This is a genomic window from Mesorhizobium sp. C395A (assembly GCF_030323205.1).
Classification (GTDB): Bacteria; Pseudomonadota; Alphaproteobacteria; order Rhizobiales; family Rhizobiaceae; genus Mesorhizobium.
This window is the reverse complement of the sequence record NZ_CP100473.1, coordinates 2,921,330-2,945,082: the sequence shown is the minus strand read 5'-3', so window position 1 is coordinate 2,945,082 and position 23,753 is coordinate 2,921,330. Positions and strand designations below refer to the sequence as shown.

General features: G+C 59.8%; 20 protein-coding genes. 7 read left to right on the top strand and 13 right to left on the bottom strand.

Translation table 11 applies throughout. The features are described 5' to 3' along the window. Positions 1-22 precede the first annotated feature (22 nt). Positions 23-991, bottom strand: a complete 969-nt coding sequence (locus tag NLY37_RS14465) for a manganese catalase family protein (protein WP_023681124.1) — start codon at positions 989-991, stop codon at positions 23-25. A 367-nt stretch (positions 992-1,358) separates the two neighbouring features. Continuing rightward, positions 1,359-4,511, bottom strand: a complete 3,153-nt coding sequence (locus NLY37_RS14460; protein WP_023725513.1) for a GAF domain-containing protein — start codon at positions 4,509-4,511, stop codon at positions 1,359-1,361. A gap of 221 nt (positions 4,512-4,732) precedes the next feature. On the opposite strand from NLY37_RS14460, the gene NLY37_RS14455 reads away from it, so the two are divergent. From NLY37_RS14455 to NLY37_RS14440, 4 genes are all read left to right on the top strand, one after another. Beyond that, positions 4,733-4,987: a hypothetical protein gene (locus NLY37_RS14455; protein ID WP_023696347.1), complete on the top strand. Its 255-nt coding sequence runs from the start codon at positions 4,733-4,735 to the stop codon at positions 4,985-4,987. A gap of 128 nt (positions 4,988-5,115) precedes the next feature. After that, positions 5,116-6,174 carry an alpha/beta fold hydrolase gene (locus NLY37_RS14450; RefSeq protein WP_023739562.1) on the top strand — a complete coding sequence of 353 codons (1,059 nt, stop codon included), beginning with the start codon at positions 5,116-5,118 and terminating at the stop codon, positions 6,172-6,174. A gap of 20 nt (positions 6,175-6,194) precedes the next feature. Next, on the top strand, positions 6,195-6,725 hold the full coding sequence (locus NLY37_RS14445) for a DUF1003 domain-containing protein (RefSeq protein ID WP_023739561.1): 531 nt from the start codon (positions 6,195-6,197) through the stop codon (positions 6,723-6,725). Positions 6,726-6,967: 242 nt separating this feature from the next. After that, complete coding sequence (locus NLY37_RS14440) at positions 6,968-7,360, top strand: response regulator (protein WP_023668021.1); 393 nt, start codon at positions 6,968-6,970, stop codon at positions 7,358-7,360. A gap of 168 nt (positions 7,361-7,528) precedes the next feature. On the opposite strand, the gene NLY37_RS14435 is transcribed toward NLY37_RS14440, so the two are convergent. The 3 genes from NLY37_RS14435 to NLY37_RS14425 form a co-directional block, all read right to left on the bottom strand. Continuing rightward, on the bottom strand, positions 7,529-7,705 hold the full coding sequence (locus NLY37_RS14435; RefSeq protein ID WP_023725512.1) for a hypothetical protein: 177 nt from the start codon (positions 7,703-7,705) through the stop codon (positions 7,529-7,531). 203 nt (positions 7,706-7,908) lie between these two features. After that, entirely contained in the window at positions 7,909-8,145 is a 237-nt protein-coding gene (locus NLY37_RS14430; RefSeq protein WP_023725511.1) for a DUF6894 family protein, read from the bottom strand. A 19-nt stretch (positions 8,146-8,164) separates the two neighbouring features. Continuing rightward, on the bottom strand, positions 8,165-9,004 hold the full coding sequence (locus tag NLY37_RS14425; RefSeq protein ID WP_245259912.1) for a Crp/Fnr family transcriptional regulator: 840 nt from the start codon (positions 9,002-9,004) through the stop codon (positions 8,165-8,167). Between the two features lie 268 nt (positions 9,005-9,272). Between NLY37_RS14425 and NLY37_RS14420 the strand changes: the two genes are divergently transcribed. Continuing rightward, on the top strand, positions 9,273-12,644 hold the full coding sequence (locus tag NLY37_RS14420) for a DEAD/DEAH box helicase (RefSeq protein ID WP_050588415.1): 3,372 nt from the start codon (positions 9,273-9,275) through the stop codon (positions 12,642-12,644). Between the two features lie 73 nt (positions 12,645-12,717). Here NLY37_RS14420 and cyoD read toward each other — a convergent pair whose 3' ends face one another. The 5 genes from cyoD to NLY37_RS14395 form a co-directional block, all read right to left on the bottom strand. Continuing rightward, a complete protein-coding gene (gene cyoD, locus NLY37_RS14415; RefSeq protein ID WP_023668026.1) occupies positions 12,718-13,128 on the bottom strand; it encodes a cytochrome o ubiquinol oxidase subunit IV in 411 nt (136 codons plus the stop codon). Next, positions 13,125-13,802 carry a cytochrome (ubi)quinol oxidase subunit III gene (locus NLY37_RS14410; RefSeq protein ID WP_023741834.1) on the bottom strand — a complete coding sequence of 226 codons (678 nt, stop codon included), beginning with the start codon at positions 13,800-13,802 and terminating at the stop codon, positions 13,125-13,127. Before NLY37_RS14410 ends, cyoD begins: the two co-directional genes overlap by 4 nt. After that, the gene (cyoB, locus tag NLY37_RS14405; RefSeq protein ID WP_023733200.1) at positions 13,799-15,799 is read right to left on the bottom strand and encodes a cytochrome o ubiquinol oxidase subunit I; all 2,001 of its coding nucleotides are present in this window, start codon (positions 15,797-15,799) and stop codon (positions 13,799-13,801) included. The genes NLY37_RS14410 and cyoB overlap by 4 nt, the downstream gene beginning before the upstream one ends. Positions 15,800-15,801: 2 nt before the next feature. Further along, positions 15,802-16,767 (bottom strand): ubiquinol oxidase subunit II, encoded by a 966-nt coding sequence (cyoA, locus tag NLY37_RS14400; RefSeq protein ID WP_084558947.1) that lies wholly within the window; start codon positions 16,765-16,767, stop codon positions 15,802-15,804. Between the two features lie 197 nt (positions 16,768-16,964). Further along, entirely contained in the window at positions 16,965-17,855 is an 891-nt protein-coding gene (locus NLY37_RS14395) for an MBL fold metallo-hydrolase (protein ID WP_023741832.1), read from the bottom strand. 299 nt (positions 17,856-18,154) lie between these two features. Between NLY37_RS14395 and NLY37_RS14390 the strand changes: the two genes are divergently transcribed. Continuing rightward, complete coding sequence (locus tag NLY37_RS14390) at positions 18,155-19,312, top strand: hypothetical protein (protein ID WP_023691420.1); 1,158 nt, start codon at positions 18,155-18,157, stop codon at positions 19,310-19,312. 69 nt (positions 19,313-19,381) lie between these two features. Here NLY37_RS14390 and NLY37_RS14385 read toward each other — a convergent pair whose 3' ends face one another. Genes NLY37_RS14385 through NLY37_RS14375 form a run of 3 tightly spaced genes read right to left on the bottom strand, consistent with a single transcriptional unit; the run spans position 19,382 to position 22,268 of the window. Beyond that, positions 19,382-19,903, bottom strand: coding sequence for a ferritin-like domain-containing protein (locus NLY37_RS14385; RefSeq protein WP_023741831.1), 522 nt, complete (start codon positions 19,901-19,903; stop codon positions 19,382-19,384). Positions 19,904-19,950: 47 nt separating this feature from the next. Next, the gene (glf, locus tag NLY37_RS14380; RefSeq protein WP_023733195.1) at positions 19,951-21,093 is read right to left on the bottom strand and encodes a UDP-galactopyranose mutase; all 1,143 of its coding nucleotides are present in this window, start codon (positions 21,091-21,093) and stop codon (positions 19,951-19,953) included. A gap of 2 nt (positions 21,094-21,095) precedes the next feature. Beyond that, entirely contained in the window at positions 21,096-22,268 is a 1,173-nt protein-coding gene (locus NLY37_RS14375) for a glycosyltransferase family protein (protein ID WP_023741830.1), read from the bottom strand. 353 nt (positions 22,269-22,621) lie between these two features. On the opposite strand from NLY37_RS14375, the gene NLY37_RS14370 reads away from it, so the two are divergent. Next, positions 22,622-23,539, top strand: a complete 918-nt coding sequence (locus NLY37_RS14370; protein ID WP_023681142.1) for a glycoside hydrolase family protein — start codon at positions 22,622-22,624, stop codon at positions 23,537-23,539. The last annotated feature ends 214 nt before the right edge of the window (positions 23,540-23,753 follow it).

Here is a 23,753-nt window from a genome sequence, read left to right as displayed (position 1 = left end):
CCGCAATGATGTCGGCTCTGTGCTAACGCCTACGTGCGCGTTTGACGGCAGCCTCTGCCACGGCCGGGGCCTCCTGAATGCTTGCCGCGCCGCCGAAATCGGCGTTCTTGGTACGGCCAGCTCCTGGGCCCGCTCCTAGATCAGCGCCTGTCGTCGGATCGGAAGCCGGATCGGAAAGCGTACGGTCGGCCATCCTGGCCACCACCTTCATGTCTTTGGCCCCCAGCTTGACAGTTGCCAGGCCGTCTCCGCCGTCGACGGGCATCACCTCTTCAAGGTCATCGATCCGATCCCACTCTTCGCCGGAATTCCATGGGCCAGCGACATCGCCGTCGCCTTGAGAGGTGTTGACATACATGCTGGCGTACTTCTCTACGCCTGGGAGCTTGCCGGAAGGGAAATTGTTTTCTATCGCGTAAAGTGCTTTCTCAAACGACTTCTGGTGCGCGATCTCGCGCGTCATCAGGAAGCCGAGCGCGTCCTTGATTCCCGGGTCGTCGGTGATGTTGATAAGGCGTTCGTAAACGATCTTGGCGCGAGCTTCGGCCGCGATATTCGATCGCAAATCCACCGTAGGTTCACCGCGCGAATCGACATAGGCCGCGGTCCAGGGAACGCCGGCTGAGTCGCACAGCGCGGGAGCGCCGCCGAACAGAATTGATTCCTTGGCTGTTGTGCCGCTGGCGCCGATCATCAGGTAAAGGTCCGCTTCCTTCATTTGGCCCTCGGCCAGCTGTGCCTTAAGCCCCTTGTTGAGCATGGTGACGATTGATCCCACCACTTCGAGATGGCTGAGTTCTTCGGTCGCAATATCGAGCAACATGTCACGACGGCCAAGATCGTCCTCGCCAAGCCCTTGCGTGAAATAGCGCATGGCCGCTGCAAGCTCGCCATCGGCGCCGCCGAACTGTTCCATGATCATGCAGGCCAGGCGAGGATTCGGCTCCGAGACGCGAACGGTGTATTGCAGGCGCTTGTTGTGCATGAACATGGACATCTCTCCGGTTAGATCATCCGAACATCCCGGCAAGTTGATTGTTCCATCCGGCCATCGGCCAGCGAGCATTTTTACGGTAACTTCAGTGTTGAGCATCGCAGCGAGCCAGAGGCGGCATTTATTTCTCCGACCGGTGACCGGCGGCAACGAGATTTCGATCGTGCTGCGCCATCACAGCAATGAGCAAGGCCGCGGATGGGCAAGAGGTAGACAAAATCTGGAGGGATACTGGCTCGGAAAAGTGAAGCCGGGCCATATTAATACGATGTCGGTGTCGACACCTTCGGCCCGTTTCGCCGCACACCTTACGCGGCAAACGCCGGGTTCGGTCACACGGCGAGCGTCGCGGGCTGTTGCCCGTTCACTTTCGATCCAGCACCTTCCGGACTTTCTCTGCCAATTCGTCGATCGTGTAGGGCTTGGTCAAAAGTTCGGTTCCGAAATCGAGCGTGCCGTTGTGGACAATCGCATTTCGTGTGTAGCCGGTGGTGTAGAGCACTTTTAGCGACGGGTGCATTGTCTTGACCTGATCCACCAGCTCCCGGCCCGACATCTCCGGCATCACCACGTCGGTGAACAGAAGCGACGGCACTTGCCCGCTTTCGACGGCCACCAGCGCTTCGCGTGGACCTTGCATTTCCAGCACGGAGTAGCCCAGTTCCCGCAGCGCTTCCGCGGCCATCAGCCGGACGCGATCTTCATCCTCGACAACCATGATGATCTCGTCTGCACAGCCGGGGTGCTCGCCTGCCACGACGTCGATTTGGCTGTCGAGCACGCCATGGTGCGAGCGCGGCAAATATATTTTCAAGGTGGTTCCGATGCCCTGCTCGGAATAGATCTTCACACTGCCGCCGGACTGGCGAACAAACCCATAGACTTGGCTGAGTCCCAGCCCGGTGCCTTTGCCGACCCCCTTGGTGGTGAAGAACGGATCGAAGGCTCTTGCGACAACATCAGCAGTCATGCCCGTTCCTGTATCGGTGACCGCTATCATCACATACTGGCCGGAGGGGATCGCGTTCTCCCTGGCATAGCGATCGTCGACGTGGGCGTTTGATGTCTCGATCGTCAGCTTGCCGCCAGCAGGCATGGCATCCCTTGCGTTGACGCAAAGGTTGAGCAGCGCGCTTTCCAATTGCCCTGCGTCGGCCTCGACATGCCATAGGCCCGCAGCGAGCACGGTCTCGATCTGGATGGTCTCGCCAAGCGTCCGGTTCAGCAATTCGCTCATACCGGAGACGAGGCGATTTGGATTCAGCCGCTTCGGCGCCAGTGGTTGCTGGCGGGAAAAGGCGAGCAGTCGCCTGGTAAGTTCTGCGGCACGTTGTGCTCCATCGATCGCGCCGGTTACGAATTGGTGGACGTTGGTATCGCCGTTTCTGAGCTTGCGCTGCACAAGGTTCAGGCCGCCGATGATGACGGCCAGCATATTGTTGAAGTCGTGCGCGATGCCACCGGTGAGCTGTCCGACAGCTTCCATCTTCTGGGCTTGGCGCAGGTGCTCTTCTGCTCTGGCGCGTTCCGCAACTTCATCTTTGACACGTTGTTCGAGCGTGCCGTTGAGTGTCTGCAGCGCCTTGAACAGCCGGGAGTTGTCGATGGCCGTCGCGGCATGGCCGGCAAGCCCCAGCAAGGCCGCTTCTTGCTGTTCGGCGAACACGCCGGTCTCTGAATGACCAAGGAAGAGGCCGCCCAGGACCTCGCCCGAACGCGAGACGACCGGCACGGCGAGATAGGAACGCACCGGCAGATGGCCCTCCGGCATTCCCTTGCGGGGCCAGTTCTTGCCGTAACGCGGATCGGTGAGGATATCGTCGGAACGCACCACGCTTGTGCCGCGGAAAGTGGGCTCGAACACCGCGGTGTTGCGCGGCATGGGAAAGTTTTCGAAAGCAGAACGAGGTGCCCCCGAAAGGGCGTAGAGCACATAGCTGTCGCCCTTGTCGTCGATCACATTGTAGAAGAAAGCTCCAAATTGTGCGCCCGACAGCACGACGCCGGCATCGGTTACCGTCTGGACAATTCGCTCCACGTCAAGCTCGGCCGCCACGGCTGCCGCCGTAGCGTTCATCAACTGAAGCTGATGCTCCACCCGCTTTCGCGCGGTGACATCAACCACGGTGCCGATGAAGCGGATCGCACGGCCGGACTGGAAAAGCGCTTCCCCCGTTGCGGCAATCCAGCGCTCCTTGCCATCCCGAAGGCCGATCGTCCGGTATTCGATGTCGTAGCGGGAGGGGGTGCCCGGCGCGAGCGACTGGCGTACGGCCTCGTCGGCCCGTGCGCGATCTTCCGGGTGGAGGCCCGCCAGGAAGGCGCTTTCATATGTCACCTCCGCGTCCGGCGGCAAACCAAAAAGGGCTTTGCACCGGTCGTCCCAACGCAGCACTCCGCTGATGGGATCGTAATCCCAGGTGCCAATAGCGGCCGCGTCGGTGGCAAGCCTCAGCCTCTCCTCGCTGGCCCGTGCCGCCTGTTCCGAGCGAACGCGCTCGATGTGAGCCCAGGACCGCTCCGTCACCTCGGTCAGCAAGGACAGTTCGCGTTGCGACCAGACGCGGCGCTGCTTGTCGTGGATGGCCATCAGGGCAGTCAGTCGGCCTTGTTTGACCAAAGGCATACAGATGGTTGCCGTTATCCCGATATCCTGAAAGGTCTTCGCTTCCTCGGGAGCAATTTCCTCAAGGTTGTTGTTGATGATAAGCGGCTTGTTGGCGCTGAGGTTGGTGACAGCCAGGCGACCGAAATCGGCAAGACTGTAATATCCCCTGATGCTGGGCGAGCCAGGTGCGCTCCAATCGCCGCGGATGGTGAAATGGTCTTGGTCCTGCTCCATGTCGGCATAGGCGCAAATCGACACGCCAAGATGTTCGCCGAGGAGCCGAGTGGTGATCTGCATGACAGCATCGGCGTCGGCCGCGAGGGCTATCTCCCTGCCGAGGCGGTCGAGAAAAGCAAGGCGTTCGGCGTTCTCACGCAGGGCCAGTTCGGCGCGAAGGCGTTCTATCGCCGTACGCGTCCGGTCCGCGACTGCCGAAATGAGGGCTACTTCCTCCGTCGCCCAGCGTCTGGGCGCGGAGTGGTTCAGGTATAACAGCGCCACCAGCCCGCCATGCTCGGTGACGGGCATGTTGATGACGGATTGGGCGCTGATGGCTTTGAGTGCCTCCGCATGGCCGCTGGTTCGCGGATCTGTCTCGGCGTTTTCAAAGACAACGGTTTCGCCTCGCTTCAAATCCTCGATATACGAGCCGTAGTTCCTGAAATTCAGCGTCCCAGCCAGGCTTTTGATGCCTGGCGCGTTCCAGTCCCTGTCGATGGTGATCGTTTCTTTCTCTAGATCGATCGTGCCGTATCCGGCTCGGCTGATGCCAAAATGGTTCCCCAGCAGTTCCGCGGCTGCGTAGGCCAGTTCTGCGGGATCCGTAATCTCGCGAATACGGTCGCCCAGCGCTGCCAAAAGCTCGAAGCGCTGCAGTTCAGATCGCGGATTGCTTGAAGTGGCCCCCATTTCGCCCCCGTTTTGCCCGGACTTAAATGCAGTCTGCGGCCAAGAGTTCCCCGCAGGACGGCAGTTTCTTTGGCGGGCCGGTCAGCCGAACACGCCGCACCGGTCATAGGTTAATGACAGCTTGGCGCGCTGTGGCGGATAAAGGGGGAAACCAGCGGGCACTTGACGAGCTCCCGCTGGCTGGGTGCCCGAACCGCACTTCACTCGTTTGGAGACGTTTGATGCTTGACCGACCCATTCTTACGAATACGGACGCTCTCTATCCAGACGACCTGAAAACGCTTCGGTCGGTTTTCGACGCGCTGTGTGAGGAATTTGAGATTTCGTCGGACACTACCGCGGCAGAATCCATCGCGAGAGAGTTGGTCAGACTTTTCCAGACCGGGATGACGGAAGCGGCCATGCTGATGATTGCCGTGCGCGCACGTTGGCAGGGTGATTGGAAACTGGGAGGCAGCAGCGCTGCCCAGGCTTAACGGTCCCAACTCCATGGAGAAGGCCTACTTTAGCCGCTTGAGCCGGTTGTACAGCGTTGTCTTGTCTGGCGGAACAAGCTTTCGCCCCGAGAGTTGGGGTCGGCAGATAGTTTCCAACAGGCACGGGCATGGCGTTCGACAGAGATGGACCGAAACTCGCGACCGGGTTGCTCGCGGCCTCGTTGGCGGCGCTGGCGGCATACAACGCCATCCGCGCCAAACGTGCGATTGCCGGCCGGGCGTGCGGACGTGTGATGGAGATCGATGGTCTGCGCCTGCATTTTATCGAAGCCGGAACCGGCATGCCGCTGCTTCTCCTGCATGGCAATGGATCCATGGCGGAGGATTTCAAGTCGAGCGGCATCTTCGATGAGGCGGCAAAGACCTACCGGGTGATTGCATTTGATCGTCCCGGTTTTGGGCGAAGCTCACGGCCGCGCGGCCGGCGTTGGTCCGCTCGCGACCAAGCCGACCTTATACATGCCGCCGCCTGCGGGCTGGGTATAGAGAAATACCTCGTGCTTGGACATTCCTGGGGAGCTTGGATCGCCCTCGAGTTGGCGCGAAGGCATTCTCCATCGGTCGCCGGCATCGTGCTGGTCTCGGGTTACTACTATCCGTCACCGCGGCTGGATCTTGCACTGGCCGCACTCCCTGCATTGCCTGTGATCGGCACCGCGTTTCGTCACACCTTGCTGCCCCCGCTTGTAAGGCTTGCCTGGCATTGGGCAATGGAGAAGATCTTTAAACCCGCCGTCGTCGCCAGCGACTTCGCCGCACTGGCCAAAGATGTCGCCAGCCGCCCTTCCCAACTGCGGGCGGTTTCTCTGGAGACAGCATCGATGCTGGCCGCGTCCCTCTTGGGAAAAGCCAACTATAGGGACATTGCCGTGCCCACCGGCATCATGGCGGGATCCGGGGACCGGTTGTTCGACGCGCAACGCGATGCACGACGCTTGCACGCGGAAGTCGGTAGGTCTCTCCTTGAGGTGGTTCCGGGCGCCGGCCATATGGTTCATCAGAGCGCCCCGCAAGCCGTGGTTGGCATGGTGCACACCATTGCAGGGCGGCACGCCTTGTTCCAAGCGGGCCGTCGGCAGCGACCCAAGTCGCGTGCCGACGAGTTCAAGGCAGATCCGGCCTCGCGGGAGCCACCGGCGATAAGCGACGCCGCTTGCACGGAATGATCTCCAAACGGGGCTTTCAAATGAGCGACCAACGTCCAGCCGACATGCAGTCGGTGCTCCACCAGAACATACAGGCCCTGGTCGAGCACAGGCGACAGCAAGAGGAGCACCAAGGTGTTCAAGCGTGGGTCGCCGGCGTTGTTTCGCGCTTCGCAGGAAGCATGACTTTCGTCTATTTGCACCTTGCAATTCTTGTCGTCTGGGTCCTCGCGAACCTTGGCGCGATACCAGCCGTCCCAGCCTGGGACCCGACTTTCGTGATCCTGGCCATGGTCGCCTCGGTTGAGGCAATCTTCCTGTCTACTTTCGTGCTGATCAATCAGAACAGAATGGCCGCACACAGCGAGCGCCGAGCCGAACTGGATTTGCAGATCAGCCTTCTAAACGAACATGAAACCACGCGGCTGATCGAGATGGTGGCTGCCTTGACGGCGCGTCTGAATATCTCGACCCCGGCCGACAAAGAGCTGCCGGAACTCGCCGAGAATGTCGATCCCCAAAAGGTGATGACGCAAATCCAGCAAGCTTCTGAAGATCAGGAGAACGCTTGATCAAAGCGACCTCGTCGGCGACGGTTCAGCGTCGGCTACAACCTGTAATTCAGCCTCATTGCCAAGGCTGTCGAAGCAGCTAAGCCGGTGTCGGCCTTTTCCAGGGTGGCTTCCCGACGTCACAAGTCCGCCGCGCAATCGAGGCAGCGTAGAGCTTCGATAGCCAAAAGGCTGCTGCGGGTCAGATGGAACCAAGTTGACGCCGAAATCGTATTAGCGGTGGCGGCTTGGGGAGATTCCGGATGAGCGAAGGTGCTGTTCTGATCGTCGAAGATGAGACAATGATCCTGCTCGACCTCGAGTCAGCTTTGGAGGAGGCCGGCTTCCAGGTGGTCGGCACTCGGAGTGCCGCCGAGGCGCTGGCGGCTTTCGACCCCGATCCGACCAAGTTCAAGGCCGTACTCACGGACATCCGTTTGGGACCAGGACAGTCGGGGTGGGAGGTCGCTCGGCACTTGCGAAGGTCCAACTCTACCATCCCCGTTGTCTATATCAGTGGCGACAGCGCGGTACACTGGGGAGCGGAAGGTGTGCCCAACAGCATAATGATCACCAAGCCCTTTTTTCTGCCGCAGATCATAACTGCCGTTTCTCAACTTTTAAACGCGCAGCAAGGTGCAGAAACTCACCTCTAGGAATCGGACCGCGGCTCCACGAAAACCACGGAACATTCAATCGGCGCTGTCTGGCGTAAAGCGTTCGCGTCTGCTTGGGCCGGCGGCCTCAACCAGATGTCGACCTCAGCTCCTTCCCCTCGCCACCGGCTCGCATCCACTCGGGAGCCCTCCCGAAAGCAGGGGCGCTCATTGGTTGAGCTTTCGGTCGAGTTCGTCAAGCAATGACCGATGCTCGCTGGGCATGTCCGTATCTGTCGGCAGATCCAGCAACTGGCGAAGCTGGCGACGATTGGCGTCCGATGAAATCCACTGCCGTATGAGGCGGGCTATGACCTTTTGTTGTGCCTTGCCGATTTCTTCCATGTTAGAACCCGAGCTTGTCCGTTGGACGAACTCTGCGGCTCTTTGATGGTTCCCCGTCCTGTACACAAATCGAGGCGAATCGAGGCACAATCTATGGGTTAATGTATGTCGCTCAAAAGTGGCCCTGGTTTTGAGACAACGACATGCCAGTGGATGTTTGCAGTCTCAATCCGCGCGCCTAACGCTGAGCGCAGAGTGCAAATTTAAGCGATCGATTTTACCCGAAGCGAGAGGCTCAGCCGCAAAATCTTGGCGCCGTTTTCATCACGCACTTCGATAAACAATTGCTGCCCGTCGACGCTCTTCAGTGACTCTCTCGTGAGGTCGACAAGGCCCTCGAATCCCGCGCGGCGGACCTCTTCGAGGCCAGCACATTCGACACCTATTTCGTCCTCGAAGATGAGATCGCCATCGCCGCTGTCGAAGAAAAATCGTGCCATCGGAGAGCTTCCGTCACTGCTAATCTGCGGGGTTCCTTTGGTGCAGGTAGGTCGTGTCGAAATCTCCTGCGTGAGTGAGGCCAGCCCAGTCCAGTGCGTGAACTTTTGATCCCGAGGTGGCAATGAGGCCTCTGCGTCGTAGTTCCTGGAGCATCCGGTTGACGTGGACCGTGGACAAACCCAGTGCATCGCCAAGGGCCGCCTGTGTAATGGGAATATCCGCCACGTGATCCTCAATGCGCCCCATAGAGCGCAAGCGAAAAATCAGTTCGCACAGGATGTGAGCCATGCGGGTGTATGCCTCGCGTCTTCCCACATTGATGACCCACTCCCTATAAATCGCGGCATCTATCAACGTCGACCGCCAAAAAGCGGTGGCGATGCGAGGGTGCTGGTCGCAAACGGCACGCAGAGTGTCATGCCGCATGAAACCTACTCGGGCCGGCGTAAGGGTCGAGAAGTTACAATCCATGACCGACAGATGCAGCCCATGCAGATCAGGAATGTCGCCAGCGACGAAGAATGATGTGATTTGTCGCTTTCCTTCGCCCGTATGTTTGGTGGAACCGACCAAGCCATCAAGAACGATAAACGAGTAAACAGGACGGTCGCCCTCACGCACCAGATCGTGGTTGGCCGAATATTCCTTCTCCTGGATCGGAATGCCTTTCAGAACGCCGATGTCGGCCTCTCGAAGATCCGAGATGGTCTGAAGCTTGCGAATGAGTACATCCGAGGATGAGGTGGGGAACAAATTGACTACCTGGCTGATGTTGGTGATCGAACTATTATCCGCGCCAAAAGTTCCGATTGGCATGGGGACATATGCGCGGCGGCAGAAGGCGCCGCCGTGCGGCATGGTCCCGTGCCTGGGGCGTTTTGCCAGCGTCGAGGGTGGTTGAAGATCCCGGAATGATCCAAGCACCAGTTTTTTAGGACAGCCATAGGTGAGCCAGGCAGCAATGCATTAACCTATGACATAGGCTCGGTTAGAAATTGTCCCGCTGGGCAGCCAGCCCCAGGAGTTCGCCGATCACGGCGCAGCTTTGACCCAGTCGCTCCCCCCAATTTCAAGGGCTGCACCCGCAGCCAGTCCTGGAACTCTTTGATGCGCCACCAGGAACGGGGTGGCTCCGCTGACGTTGTCTCAATGGCAAGGTGAGATTTCAGTGAACAGGCATATTTCGCGGACGGATGTCGAACAAATCGATCACACGGATGACAGCGGGTTTGCGATAGAGCATGGCGGACCGCCATCCTCAGCAATCGCGGTAGCGCTGGCCCGTGGCCTGGAGACCAGTCGGGATAAGCACATCGTCCATATAGCTCCCTCGGAACGCAGTGCCGAGGAGATCGCCGGCGCCTTGCGTCAGTTCCTGCCTGACGCGGATATCATCTTGCTGCCGTCCTGGGATTGCCTGCCCTACGACAGGGTGTGGCCCACACGTGCCAATATGGGGCGAAGGCTTCGTGCGTTGCATGAGATCGCAACGAAGCCGGATCGCCCGCGCATCGCTGTAATGTCGCTCGAAGCCATTCTGCAGCGGGTGCCGCCTGCTCCCGTCATCGCTGGCGGTTTCACAATTCTGGAGGTAGGCCAAAAGCTCGACCGTGACGATTTCAGAACCAGGTCCGAAGCCATTGGCTATGTCGTCGACGAGAGGGTCGACGAACCGGGTGAGATAGCCTTTCGGGGCGATCTCATCGATATTTTCCCTGCTGGCGCGGATGGCCCCGTTCGCATCATCGTTGGTCCCGATGCCTGCATCGGCCAGCTCAAGACCTACGACCCGCTCAGTCAGCTCAGCGATCAGGTTCGAGACTCGGTTACGGTCGGACCGGCATCCGAGCTGATCTTTAAAGCTGGTGAGCATCCTGAGCTGACAGCGATGCGCGCGACGTCGATGGAAGAGCGCCTGGTCGCATCGTATGGCGCTATGCCATCCGTCTTCGATGCGGCTTCCAGCGCCTCGATCTCCTTCCTTGAAGGGACCGACGGGCAGCCGCTCGGCAGAATTCTGGATCTGGTCGAGGATGCACGTCGTGCCAGGCAGGAGGCAGCCGGAACGAAAAAACCTTTGCCGGGACGATTTTACCTATCCCGTGAAGAGTGGGACGCTGCTCTGCTTAACCGCTGCTGCGTGAGACTTGCCGTTTCTGCCGTGGGAGTTCCCAAATTCTTCCGCCAGGCCCGACCCGGGCATGATTTCGCGGAATTCGTCACAAGGCAGACGAGCGCCGGAGTCAGAGTAGTGTTCACCGGCGATGCCTCTGAATTGCAGCGAGCAGATCGCCTGCTCGATAGGAGACTAGGCCGGCGGGCAGAGGAAGCGGCCGACTTGCCGCAAATACTTTCGGCCGCAAGGGGCTCTCTTCTCAAGGCTGAATTCGTCCTCGACGAAGGGTTTGTCGACGCGCAATCCAATATCGCCTTGGTCGCCGCATCCGACCTGTTTGGTCCCGCGTTGAAGGCGAACGGGAGCGCGACCACGGGCATACTCGAACCCGAGTTGCGCATTGGCGATGTCGTCGTCCATGAAGACCATGGCCTGGGCGTGCTCGCCGCGGTCGAACAGGTCGAGTTGGCTGGCCAGCAACAGGATGTCGTCAGACTGGAATATCATGGCGGGGCTTCCTTGCTGGTTCCGGTCGACGACTTTGGACGAATATGGCGCTACGGCTCGGAACCGGAGGCAGTGTCGCTTGATCGCCTCAAAGGCGAGGGCTGGCCGAAGCGACGCGAAGCTGCGTTGCGCGAGATCGACAGGCTGGCCAAACGCCTCTTGAGTCTTGCCAAAATCAGGTCCAGCCAGCCTGCCGAGATCATAAAGCCCTCCCGCACGGACTTGGCCCGTTTTGCGGCGAGATTTCCCTATACGGAGACGCCCGACCAAGCGGCCGCCATCCGCGCTGTGCTCGATGATCTTTCGTCGGGAAGAACAATGAACCGGCTCGTCTGCGGCGATGTCGGCTTCGGCAAGACAGAGGTCGCCCTGCGTGCTTGCGCCGCCGCCGCTTTCTGCGGGAAACAGGTTGCTATCATAGCGCCGACAACGGTGTTGGCACGACAGCACTATGAGACGTTCAGCCGCCGCTTCGCAGGAACCGGCCTGCAGGTCGCCCACCTTTCAAGAATGGTCGGGGCAGCGGACGCGAGAGCGGCAAAAGAGGGTCTGCGGAGCGGCCAGGTTGCGGTCGTTGTGGGTACTCAGGCCCTGGCGTCCAGGAGCGTCACCTTCGCCAATCTTGGACTGCTGGTGATCGACGAGGAGCACCGGTTCGGGGTCAAGTTGAAGCGGGCCCTGCGGACCATGACGCCTTGCCTCCATACGCTGAGCATGACCGCCACACCGATACCCCGGACGCTGCAATCGGCGTTGTCAGGCATCCAGGACGTCAGCGTTCTAAACTCTCCGCCCGCCAAAAGACGTCCCGTTCGCACGATCTTGGCAGCTTTCGATCCAGCATCGGTGCGCGCGGCCCTCCTGCGTGAATTTCACCGGGGTGGACAGAGCTTCTTCGTGGTCCCGCGGATCGAGGATATTGCCCCGGCCTGTGACCAACTGAACAGACTGGTGCCGGAACTCCGGGTCAAGACGGCGCATGGTGAAATGAAGGGGAGACAGCTGGACGAAGTCATGGTCGGATTCGCTGACGGTGATGGCGACATTTTGTTGAGCACCGACATCATCGAGAGCGGCCTCGATGTGCCGCGGGCCAACACCATCATCGTTTGGCGCCCCGACCGGTTCGGTCTGGCGCAGTTGCACCAGCTGCGGGGCCGGGTCGGAAGGGGGGCGGTGCAGGCCGTAGCGTTTCTTCTGACCCAACCTGGCGTTGAACTGGCCGACAGCACCAGGGCCCGGCTTTCGACGATGCTTGCGCTCGATCGGCTCGGCTCCGGCCTGGCAATCAGTCAAAGAGACCTCGACCTGCGTGGCGCCGGAGATCTTTTCGGCGAAGACCAGGCCGGGCATATGAAGCTGATCGGAGTGGGCTTGTACGAGCACTTGCTGGAGCGGGCGGTCTCGGCGGCTGGCGGAAGGCCCGACTTCGGCAAGCAACTTGCCGAGATCAATGGCTCGGGAAAGGGGGCTTTTCCCGAGAGCTATGTCGACGAGCCTACGGTGCGCGTTGGCCTCTATGCGCGGCTCTCCCGCATCCGTTCGGAGCCGGACCTCGATACATTCAGCGAAGAGCTCGAGGACCGCTTTGGAGACATGCCTGGCGAAGTAGCCCTTTTGCTGGAATTTACCAGGTTGCGAATAGCAGCGTCGGAATTGGGCGTCGGCAAAGTCGATGTGGGTCCCGAGGCCATCGCGATCACCCCTCGGAACAAGCCGTCGGCGTCCCAATGGCGGAACAGCAAGGCGTTGGGCCTGGACTACCGGAACGGCCGCCTGATTTTCAGGCCGATCCAGCCCAGCGTCTCAGGCATCGATGCGGTTCGCTTAGCGCTTGATGCCCTACGCGCAGCCCAGCCAAAGCACGAGATCTGACGAGCCTTTTGTCTCCTGGGGCCATCGGTGCGAATGGTGCACTGTGGGCGACCGTGCGTTCGCAGGGCAGCGTTCAAGGCATGGTTCCGGCTTGATGGGGTGTCATGGCGGCCATGTTTTCATTCAGATGGGCCATGATCCAGATAGAGCCCAGAACCACCAGCGCGACGATCAGCACGCCGAAGGCCAGGGCCAGGATGTTGTTGGTGTTGTCCGGCCCGGTGGTCAGGTGCAGAAAGAAGACAAGATGCACGCCCATCTGCGCAACAGCGAGCACCACCAGGGCCGAGATGACCGCGGGCTGGTAAATCAGATCGGTTCGCGCCGCCAGGAATGACGCGATCGTGAGCAGGATGGCCAGCCCGAAGCCGAGCACATAGCCCGAGAGGCCCCCAGCCGTTTCGTGCTCGCTTATGTGTTCCTCGCCCGGCGCTGAATCGCGGCGGTCCTGCAACTCGCCGGTCTTGCTCTCGAACTCGGTCATGACGATGCTCCCAGCAGATAGACCAGGGTGAAGATGGCAACCCAGATGATGTCGAGGGCGTGCCAGAAGAGCCCGAAGCAGTGGAGCCGCCGCAAAATGTCGGGCCGAAACCCCTTGACCCACAGCTGCGCCATCATCGTTCCCAGCCAGAGCAGGCCGAGACCGACGTGGGCACCGTGGCAGCCAACGAGCGCAAAGAAGGCAGAAAGAAATGCGCTGCGCGAGGGGCCTGCCTGCTCGCCGATCATTGCCGCGAACTCCTGTAGTTCCAGGAACAGGAACGCTGCCCCGAGCAACCCCGTGACGAGAAGCCAGAACTGCGTGGCAGCCATTGATCTGCGACGGGTGGCGAGTGTTGCCACGCCGCCGGTGAAGCTCGAAGTGAGCAGAAGGCCCGTCTGGACCGCAACCCGTGTCGGTTCGAACAGATCCTTGCCTGTCGGTCCGCCGGCGGTTGCCTTGGCGAGCACGGCGTAGGCGGCGAAAAATGCCGAGAACATGATGATGTCGGACAGGAGAAAGATCCAGAAGCCGTAGGTCACCGTGACGAACTTTGAGGCCGGGCCGCCTTCTCCGTGGCCGGTCGCAGAGCGCACCGCGTGCCGACCCGTGTGATTGAGCCGATACGGGTCCCGTGCCTGGGTGCCGACGCTGGAGAATGCATGATCGCTCATGCCGGGCGCTCCCACCCGCGCAGCCGGGCAAACTGGGCTGCCTTGTGGTCATGGTCGATGCGGGCGACCTCGTCGACAGGGATCTCGTAGTCTCCATGATCGCGCCAGGCAAATACGACGAAGGTTGCGTATGCGCCGATGAAACCGACGATCGCCAGCCACCATATATGCCAGATCAGCGCGAAGCCGATCAGTGTGCTGAAGAAGGCGGTGACGAAGCCAGTCGGGCTGTTGCGAGGCATCTCGATCGGCTCATATGCCTTTTCCTCGTCCGCGCTCTGTTCGATCCCTCGTTGCTTGATGCTCCAGTAGGGTTCTTCGTCTTCCACGTGAGGCAGCCGTGCATAATTGAAGACAGGAGGAGGGGAAGATGTCGACCACTCCAGCGAACGCCCGTCCCACGGGTCGCCGGTTTCGTCGCGAAACTTATCGCGATGCCGGATCGAAACGAAAAGCTGTGTGATCTGCAGCGCCGCGCCGGCGATCATCACCACCACGCCGAAAGCGGCCACCACCAGCCACGGTGCCCAAAGGTCCATATCGATATGTTGCAGGCGCCGCGTCATGCCGAGCAGACCGACAATATAGAGCGGTACGAAGACCAGCATGTAGCCGGCCAAGGTGACCCAAAATGCCGCTTTTCCCCAGCCTTCGTGCAAACGGAAGCCGAACGCCTTGGGGAACCAGTAGGTGAAGCCGGCGAATGCTCCAAACAACACGCCCGAGATGATGACGTTATGGAAATGCGCGACGAGGAAAAGGGAATTGTGTAGCACGAAGTCGGCCGGCGGGACGGCAAGCAGGACGCCAGTCATGCCGCCGACGGTGAAGGTGGTCACGAAAGCCAGTGCCCAAAGCATCGGCGTGTCGAAACGAACGCGCCCGCCATACATGGTGAAGAGCCAGTTGTAGATTTTCACACCGGTTCCCACGGCAATGACCGACGTGGCGATGCCGAAGGCGGCATTAACGTCCGCTCCGGCACCCATGGTGAAGAAGTGATGCAGCCAGACCATGAACGAGACGATGCAGATGAACATCGTGGCCGCGACCATCGAACGGTATCCGAACAGCGGCTTCGATGAAAAAGTCGAGAAAATCTCGGAAAAGATTCCGAAGGCGGGAAGCACCAGGATGTATACTTCGGGATGGCCCCACGCCCAGATCAGGTTGACGAACATCATCTGATTTCCACCGGCTTCGTTGGTGAAGAAGTGGAAGCCGAGGTACCGGTCCAGCGTCAGCATTGCGAGCGTGGCAGTAAGGATCGGGAAGGCTGCGACAATGAGCAGGTTGGACGCGAGCGAGGTCCAGCAGAACATCGGCATTCGCAGATAGCCCATTCCCGGCGCCCGCATCTTGAGGATAGTCGTCACCAGGTTGACACCGGTGAGCAGCGTGCCGACGCCGGAGATCTGGATCGCCCACAGATAATAATCGACACCGACGCCCGGCGAGTAGGTGGTTTCCGACAAAGGGGCATAGGGCAGCCAGCCGGTGCGCGCGAACTCGCCGACCACAAGCGAGATGTTGACCAGCAGGGCTCCGGAAGCCGTCAGCCAGAAGCTGACGGAATTGAGCGTCGGAAAAGCGACATCGCGTACGCCAAGCTGCAGCGGCACGACGAAATTCATCAGGCCGATCATGAACGGCATCGCGGCGAAGAAGATCATGATCGTGCCGTGCGCGGAAAAGATCTGGTCGTAATGCTCCGGCGGGAGGTAGCCCGGCCCGTGAATCGCCAGCACCTGTTGTGTGCGCATCATGATAGCATCGATAAAACCACGAAGAAGCATGAGCATCGCCAGCACAATGTACATCACGCCGATGCGCTTGTGGTCGACCGAGCTTATCCACTCGCTCCACAGATATGGCCAGTAGCCCTTCACCGTTATCCAGCCAAGCACGGCGGCTGCTGCCAGAAAGACGCCAAGGGCTGCGCCGAGGGGGATGGGTTGATCGAAAGGAACGGCCGACCAGTCGAGCTTGCCCAGCATCGTCATTCTGCCCCTTGTGGATGATGGGTCATCGTTGCCGCCGCCGCGGGGAATGCCCTTGGGCTCACCTGTGGCTCGCCGCTGGCTGCGCTCTCAGCAGGCCCCGGACCCGGTGGGAGCGTCTGCTGAACGACCGCTTCGAACAGCCCAGGCTGGACATGACCGAAGGAAGCCGGCGCCACATTTGTACTTTGCCGGGCGAGTTCGCGATAGGCATTGGCATTCAGCACGCCGCCCCCGCCACGCAGCGATGACGCCCAGCGGGTGAAGGCATCGGCTGAAACCGCGCTCACACTGAAATTCATATCCGAGAAGCCGTCGCCGCTGAAGTGCGCCGACTGGCCGAAAAAGCTGCCCTCGCGGTCGGCCTGCAGATGCAATTCGGTCTGCATGCCGTTCATGACGTAGACCATGCTGCCAAGCTGGGGCACGAAGAACGTGTTCATCACGCTGGCCGAGGTCAATTTGAAACGCACTGGAACACCGGCGGGGATAACCAGTTGATTGACAGCACCCACGCCCTGCTCGGGATAGAGGAACAGCCATTTCCAGTCGAGCGCCACCACCTGAATGTCGAGCGGCGGCTGGCTAGAAGGGATCGGTTTGCGCGGATCGAGCTGATACGATCCGTAGTAGATCAGCCCGCCAATGAACAGGATGGTGAGCGTCGGGATCGACCAGACGATCAACTCCACGCGTCCCGAATAGGTGAACTCCGGGTTATAGCGGGCGTTGCTGTTCGAGGCGCGGAACTTCCAGGCGAATGCCAGAAGTGCAACAAGCGTGGGAACAACGATCACCAGCATCACCGCCAGCGAGTTCAAAAGGATCGTGCGATTGCCGACGCTAATTGGTCCTTGGGGATCGAGCACTCCCCCCGCGCAACCGTGCAAGAATGCGCCTCCGAGGATCCAGAGCAGTTGGCGTGTCAACTTAGGGCTGGATGGCAACAACACCGGTTCTGCAATCTCTCTTTGCGGGAACGCGCGTTAGAGGCATGCGTTCATCGGGTTTCCATCTGAGCCTCCCCATGGCGCGGAACCTCACGGCACTTCGCGGGGTGTCGCCCCCTGAGCGAGTGCCCCAACTGTCGCCGGCCGGGTTTGTTCCGCTGGACCGAGTTACTCTGTCCGATGGTCCCGCGTTGGCCAATCCGACCATAATTTCAGAACGATGGCGGCTCGATTGGCCTAGCTATCGGCGACGCTGGCTCGCGCACGAATTTCAATTTCGGCGGGACGGCGAATACCCTGAATCGCTCAGCCAGGTTATCGAGAGCCTGCCGCATGCCCACTCCCGCAGCAGCCGCACCGTGTCCACTGATGACCATCTGGGGGCCCAAGGCAGCCAGATGCTTCACGGACCTTTCCGCTGCATCCCAGTCTGGCGTGAAATAGCGCGGCGGACCGTGCATCTCGAGATCCTGAATGGCGACTTCATAGACCGACTCCTGACCGGTGGTGATGAAAGCGTCTCCTACGATGAGCGAGCGGTCTTGCTCGCGCCAGAGCGAGATATGCCCAGGGGCATGTCCGGGTGTGTGCAGCCATTGCCATCCGGGCATTCCGGGGATCGATCCATCGGCGGGCAAGGGTTCCAAACGGCTGCCAAGATCGATTGGCCCGCGTGGAAAAAGCGGTGAAAGCAGCGCCATCAGTCCACCCCCAACCCAGGGATCCGGTGGCGGATAGGATGTGGTTCCGTCCAAATAGGGGTGCTCGAGTGGATGGGCGAAGACAGGCACGTCCCAGCCATTTGCGAGTTCTAGAACCGTTCCCACATGGTCGAAATGGCCATGGGTCAGGATGATTGCAGCCGGCCGTGCGTTGACGCCGAACCGCTTTTCCGCGACCGCTAGAATGCTGCTGCGAGACGTCGGCAACCCGGTATCGATCAGCACCCAGTTCCGATCTCCGCTGCCCGGTGCGCCGAAGAACACGACATTGACGATTGCTAGCCGCAAGTAACCCAGGTCCGGTGCGATGCTCCAAGCGCCGTCGCCACGATCCTCGCGCCTGGCGTGGTCGATCTCGGAAAGTCGAATCTGAACGGTCATGTGATCCCATGCCTCTGTTGTTGCCGAGCAGCCGCTCGAGTGGATGACGGCGGCTGTACATCGCCCCGAACTTGGGACGGGCCTCCTTGTTCCTCATTTGCACGCGGCGCCCGGACAGTTCACCACCGGAACAAAGGCTCTACCAATGGGTTCGGCACTACCCGGCCACGCAAGGACGAGCTGGACTGAGCAACGAACATGGGGCGCGCCCGACTGAATTCGGTATTTCGCCAACGCGGTTCCCGGTCCGGACAAGGCGGCCGAGTTCGAAGCCGATTGCCCAAAGGAGACTTCGAAAAATGAGCGAAGTGGGACGCCAGACGGAGGCCTCGGTTCCGGAAGCTTCGCGCTTCGCCAGTTTTTTCATGGCAGGCTTTGAATGCTCCTCGCACCGGCGCAAGGACGGCGTTCGCCTCGATCTTATTCGTGCGACCTCGCATAATTTGCATGCCCTGGGCGACTACCGCGGCTGCGCCGAACTCGGCCTTCGCACGATCCGCGACGGCCTGCGTTGGCATTTGATCGAAACCGCTCCCGGAACCTATGACTGGTCAAGTTGGGCGCCAATGGTGGAGGCAGCCCGATCGGCAGGTGTTCAGGTAATCTGGGACATCTTTCACTACGGATCTCCGGACCATGTCGATCAGGGCTCGCTGCATTTCATCGACGCCTATGCCTCGTTCGCGGCAGAAGCCGTCAAGGTACACCGTTCGATCACCGGAACATCGCCTCTGTTGTGTCCCATCAACGAAATCTCCTTTTTCGCATGGGCTGTCGAGGTCGGCTATTTCCCGCGCGTGGGGCCGAACAAACGTGGATGGTTCAAGCGGCACCTCGTGAAGGCCGCCATCGCGGGTGTTCGTGCAATGCGGGAGATCGACCCCGCCTGCAGATTTGTCTGGGCCGAGCCGCTTATCCATATCGCCCCTCGTGACCGGACCCGCAGCGAACGGCGCCGGGCCGAAAACGCCCGACAGGGGCAGTTCGAAGCTTACGACATGTTGCTGGGCCGCGTCGAACCTGAGTTGGGCGGGAGCGAAGATGTTGTCGATGTCGTGGGCTTGAATTTTTATCCGCACAATCAATGGTACGTAAACGGGCCGACGATTCCGATGGGACACCACGAGTACCGCGCCCTGTCAGAAATGTTGCTAGAAGTTGCCCACCGCTACGGCAAGCCGATGTTCATTGCGGAGACCGGTTCCGAGGGATCCGGCGGGCCGGCTTGGCTCCACTATGTCTGCGACGAGGTGCGTTCCGCAATCAGTCTCGGAGCGCCGATCGAGGGTATTTGCCTGTACCCGATAACGGCCTACCCGGGCTGGGACAATTCGCGACATGCCGAGGTTGGTTTGTTTTCCGTCATCCAGGCTGATGGCAGGCGACACCTGCGCAAACCCACAGCAGATGAACTGGCCCGTCAGCAAGCTCTTCTCGTGGCGGACACGACGCCTTGAAGAGGCCTCAAACGAGGGAGGGGCGGGCGGGCGTCTGCTTCGAAACGCCGCCCGCGCCGGTGCGGTGCATCAGCTTTTTGCAGTCGCCCCGGCCTCGCGCAGCCTGGCATATCGCATGGTAACGTCGCTCAGATTTTCCTTGAGCCAGTTGGCCATGGCTTCCTCTTCGTTCAGGTTCTGCTTGAGGGCCCTTTCAGCATCCTGGAAGCCCCCGGCGTCGGCCAGTACCAGCAGCGAATTGTAGGCAGCAATCTCGTAGTTCTCGAATGCGAAATTCGCCAGGCTGTTCTTGATGATCTCGTCGCCGGCCATCGAATGTCCCATGGCGGCCACGCTGCCAACCATCGACAAGGCGGTGTCCTTGAGGGTGGAGTGCTCCTCACCAAGGCCCTCCAGGACGGACTCGAGTCTCGTGATCTGGCCTTCGGTTTCCTGAATGTGCCGGCGCAAGCGATCGGCCACCTCCGGATAGTTCTCTATACGCTCGACCTGAGGCTTCATGATCGACAGCGCTTGATTTTCCATGGCGTGCGCGTTGCGCAAGCCGACGATAAATATCTCACGGCTTTCCGAGTTGAAGTTTGTATCCATCGAGTTTCTCCTTCTGATACCCGCCCGATCTTCCGTCTTGGAAGAAACTATCTTCTCGGCTCCGCCAACAACGGCTCCTCCGTGCGTGCCCAGGCCGGGAGGCTTTTTTGGATGCGCGCGAAAGTGGCCAGAGCCTGTCCGACTACCTGGTCCATGTTGTAATAGCGGTAAGTTGCAAGCCGGCCGACAAACCACACGTCTGGGCAGCTTGCCGCGAGCGCTTCATAGCGCTTGTAGAGCACTTCGTTTTCGGGCCGGGGCACGGGATAGTACGGGTCCCCGATGTCCGTGGGGTATTCGTAGGTCAGGCTGGTCCGCGAACTCTGCTGGCCGGTCAGATGTTTGTACTCGGTAATGCGCGTGTAATCTTCCGTCTGGGGATAATTGACCACGGCAACCGGCTGAAATTGCTCGCAATCCAGTGTAACGTGCTCGAAACGAAGCGAACGGTACGGAAGGTGCCCGAGCTGCCAGCCGAAATATTCATCGATCGGGCCGGTATAAACCATGCGCCTGAACGGTATCTTCTCACGAATTTCACGGAAGTCGGTCTGCAGCATGATCTTGATGTTCGGATGATCGAGCATGCGTTCGAACATCCGCGTGTACCCGCCGGCCGGCATTTTCTGGAAGCTGTCGCTGAAATAGCGGTCGTCACGGTTGGTCCTGGTCGGCACTCGTGCCGTCACGGATTTGCTCAGCTGACTGGGATCGACGCCCCATTGCTTTCTTGTGTAGCCGCGGAAGAATTTTTCATAGAGCTCGCGCCCCACGGTGCTGACGACGACGTCCTCAGCCGTTCGGACATCCTCCACCGTTTCGCGTCGCGACGCGAAGAAATCCTCCAGCTGTGCCGAGGTCAGGTCTAGCCCGTAAAGCCGGTTGATGGTGTCGAGATTGATCGGGATGGGAACCAGTTGCCCGTCTACGGCCGCCAACACCCTGTGCTCGTACGGCCGCCATTGCGTGAACTGCGAAAGGTAGTCCACTATGGCTTGGCTGTTGGTGTGGAAGATGTGCGGGCCGTAGCGATGGATGAGGATGCCGGCTTCATTGTAGCAGTCGTAGGCGTTGCCTCCCACATGGCTGCGGCGATCGATCAGCAAAACGCTTTCCTGACGCTGCGACGCTATCCGTTCGGCAAGCACACTGCCGGCGAAACCCGCGCCGACGATCAGCCAATCGAACATGGCTATGCACTCCTGCGAAGGGGCACGACCTTCTTGCGTTGGTAGGCGCGCTCAATGTGAGCTGCCATGGCATTCCATGTCCGTTCCCAGGACATGTCCGCAAGATAGGCATCGACTTGCTGCAGGAGCATCTGACGCGGTCGCGAAAGGACGGAGCGCAGCTTGATTTCCAGATCGTCACAGTCGGCGATTTCCACCAGCCCGGCAGCACCGTAACTGCGCACCACGTCGACGATTGCCGTCGAGATCACCGGCAGACCCGCCGCGAGAAATTCCGGCGTCTTGGTCGGGCTGATGAAACGCGTCGCCTCGTTGAGGGCAAACGGCATCCATCCGGCGTCCCAATGGCGCAAATAGTCGGGCAGATCGCAGTAGGCTTTCGGGCCAAGCCAATGCAGGTTTTCGGCTTGCGGCAGGCTTGCAGGGTCGATCTTGACAACCGGACCGAGCATGACGAAATGCACGTCCGGCATTGTCTTTGCCGCTAGCGCCACGAGATCGACGTCCAGCCGCTCGTCGATGACGCCGAAATATCCAACCCTCGGGGAAGGAATGCCCGCCTGGTCGGCTGGGTCCCTTCCTGGCTGTCTTGCGGTGTGAAAGTGCCTCACATCGATGCTGCTCGGAAATGGAAAGATGGCGGGATGGAGGTGACGCTTGGTCTCGAACAAGCTTAGACCACCGGTGAAAACGAGATCCGCGCGGCGAAGAAGCGCCTTTTCCATCTGGCCCAGCTCGGGGGGCGCATTCTTGAACGCAGAGAGTTCGTCCATGCAGTCATAGACGCATATGTCCGGGTCGAGGAATTCCGTAAAGCGAAGAGCCATTGGGGTGTAGTACCAGGCGATCAGCCGGCTATGCGGCATAGAAGCGATGGTCTGCTGCACAAATCTCCGCTGGACGGCATCTGCTTTCGCGGCCGACGTGCCAAGCGGCAGCACTGGTGTGACAATCAGAATGTTTTCCGATGCCACGCTCGTCCGCATCAGCGGCTGCGGCAATTCTTCGAAAACGGGTTCTTCAAAATAGACCACTCGCTGCTGAGCGGATGCAAGGGTGAGGAGATGCTGCGGACGCTGGTGAACAAAATTCCATCGTAAGTGGGAGAAGCAAACCAGTATATTTTCGCGACGAACATATTGACTGCCGGTTACCCCGCCAAAGGCCGCTTCCATTGACATACTCCCTCTGTGACACTATTTATGTTACGATTAACATTTGTTAATCGCGAATGGAGAGAACTACTTAGTTCCAGCTCCTAACTTTCGATCAGGTGAGTTGTTCCAACTGAAATGAAGAAGGCCCGGTCGCCCGCTTGGTCCACGCACGAAGCGGGATCTGGTTGCGGAGGCGAGGGCGGCTGTCGGAACCCGGCCGCCACTGAAAGCGTGGTTGAACGAGGAATGCTGGTGGACAGCGGCATTGCCGTATTTGCGTTGAACTCGTTGGCTATAGAATGTGCCTAACATCAATGATTCGCCTGTATCTCTGCGCGTCTCCGACTGCCGAGGCGAATTCCGGGGCTGACATGAACATCAACTTTGAAACCAACGTTTTTCCACTGTTTCATCCGCAAAGCGTGGATGATCTCAAGGATCCGTGTCCTGTCTTCGATGGCCGTGTCTGGCACGTCTTCGGGTCAAGCGGCACGGTCACCACTGAGACGTGGAGAATCTTGCATGCCACGGCGCCCGATCTGTATGGACCGTGGGCCGAGCATGAGCCGATCGAACTTCCAATCAACGGCACTGGTGTTGCGGCTCCCGGTGTGACCCACGAGTGCGGCGTCTTCCACATGTTCATCCAGACGGAATTCATGAAGTCGGGTGGCCGTTGCGAGCATGCGGTTTCCAACGACGGGTTCCATTGGGTAGTCCTCAGTCCGGCCATTCTGGCCATCCCGGACACGGAAGAGGACGGAATTTACGATCCGCATCCGGCAGTCATTGGCGGTGGGCGCTACCTCGTTTATTCTGCTATGCCAAAATTCACCAGGGTGCCTCAGCCCGACATCTATCTGGCGCGTAGCCAGTCCGACTCGTGGTTCGGTCCGTGGAAGCGGATCGGCAAAATCCTCGACCACAACGATGTTCCCCACCATAACACCAGAGATGATCCCGACTACGAATGGGGCATTGAGGGCGCGCAACTGATCGAATTGCCGGACGGCCGGGTGCTTCTCAATGCCACGTGCTTTCTTCCGGACGGCCTTCGGGGAAACCGGCAACGGGTGTTTTTTGCCATAGCCGACGAGGTCAGCGGACCTTACGTTTCGATCGGCCCGGTGCTGGAGCCAGGTCAACCGGGCGAGAACGGCCACTCGACAGTGATGATCGAAGGAAGTCAGCTTTCGCTGTTCTACCAGAGCCGGGTTGCCACAACCGATCACCGATGGCGCTACGGTTTGGCCAGATGCGACGTCGCTCTCTTTTCAAAGGTCGCGTGATTCCAGGCTGCCATTAGCGCCTTGAGGCTGCCATTAGCGCCTTGAGGCCGATGCGCGTCATGAAACTCCGGAGGGTTGAAGGTGATCCGCGTCGGTGACGGTAGCAAAGTGTCATCGCGACACAGACGGATCGACGGATTGCCGCGATTGCACTTGGGGGCGGCAAGTCGGGAAGGCTGGCCTTGACTCTGTGGCTTTAGCGAAATGATTTCAG

Coding starts and splice junctions, on each gene's coding strand:
- NLY37_RS14465 (WP_023681124.1), bottom strand. CDS start 991: ATGTTCATGCACAACAAGCGCCTGCAATACACCGTTCGCGTCTCGGAG.
- NLY37_RS14460 (WP_023725513.1), bottom strand. CDS start 4,511: ATGGGGGCCACTTCAAGCAATCCGCGATCTGAACTGCAGCGCTTCGAG.
- NLY37_RS14455 (WP_023696347.1), top strand. CDS start 4,733: ATGCTTGACCGACCCATTCTTACGAATACGGACGCTCTCTATCCAGAC.
- NLY37_RS14450 (WP_023739562.1), top strand. CDS start 5,116: ATGGCGTTCGACAGAGATGGACCGAAACTCGCGACCGGGTTGCTCGCG.
- NLY37_RS14445 (WP_023739561.1), top strand. CDS start 6,195: ATGAGCGACCAACGTCCAGCCGACATGCAGTCGGTGCTCCACCAGAAC.
- NLY37_RS14440 (WP_023668021.1), top strand. CDS start 6,968: ATGAGCGAAGGTGCTGTTCTGATCGTCGAAGATGAGACAATGATCCTG.
- NLY37_RS14435 (WP_023725512.1), bottom strand. CDS start 7,705: ATGGAAGAAATCGGCAAGGCACAACAAAAGGTCATAGCCCGCCTCATA.
- NLY37_RS14430 (WP_023725511.1), bottom strand. CDS start 8,145: ATGGCACGATTTTTCTTCGACAGCGGCGATGGCGATCTCATCTTCGAG.
- NLY37_RS14425 (WP_245259912.1), bottom strand. CDS start 9,004: ATGCCGCACGGCGGCGCCTTCTGCCGCCGCGCATATGTCCCCATGCCA.
- cyoD (WP_023668026.1), bottom strand. CDS start 13,128: ATGACCGAGTTCGAGAGCAAGACCGGCGAGTTGCAGGACCGCCGCGAT.
- NLY37_RS14410 (WP_023741834.1), bottom strand. CDS start 13,802: ATGAGCGATCATGCATTCTCCAGCGTCGGCACCCAGGCACGGGACCCG.
- cyoB (WP_023733200.1), bottom strand. CDS start 15,799: ATGCTGGGCAAGCTCGACTGGTCGGCCGTTCCTTTCGATCAACCCATC.
- NLY37_RS14395 (WP_023741832.1), bottom strand. CDS start 17,855: ATGACCGTTCAGATTCGACTTTCCGAGATCGACCACGCCAGGCGCGAG.
- NLY37_RS14390 (WP_023691420.1), top strand. CDS start 18,155: ATGAGCGAAGTGGGACGCCAGACGGAGGCCTCGGTTCCGGAAGCTTCG.
- NLY37_RS14385 (WP_023741831.1), bottom strand. CDS start 19,903: ATGGATACAAACTTCAACTCGGAAAGCCGTGAGATATTTATCGTCGGC.
- glf (WP_023733195.1), bottom strand. CDS start 21,093: ATGTTCGATTGGCTGATCGTCGGCGCGGGTTTCGCCGGCAGTGTGCTT.
- NLY37_RS14375 (WP_023741830.1), bottom strand. CDS start 22,268: ATGGAAGCGGCCTTTGGCGGGGTAACCGGCAGTCAATATGTTCGTCGC.
- NLY37_RS14370 (WP_023681142.1), top strand. CDS start 22,622: ATGAACATCAACTTTGAAACCAACGTTTTTCCACTGTTTCATCCGCAA.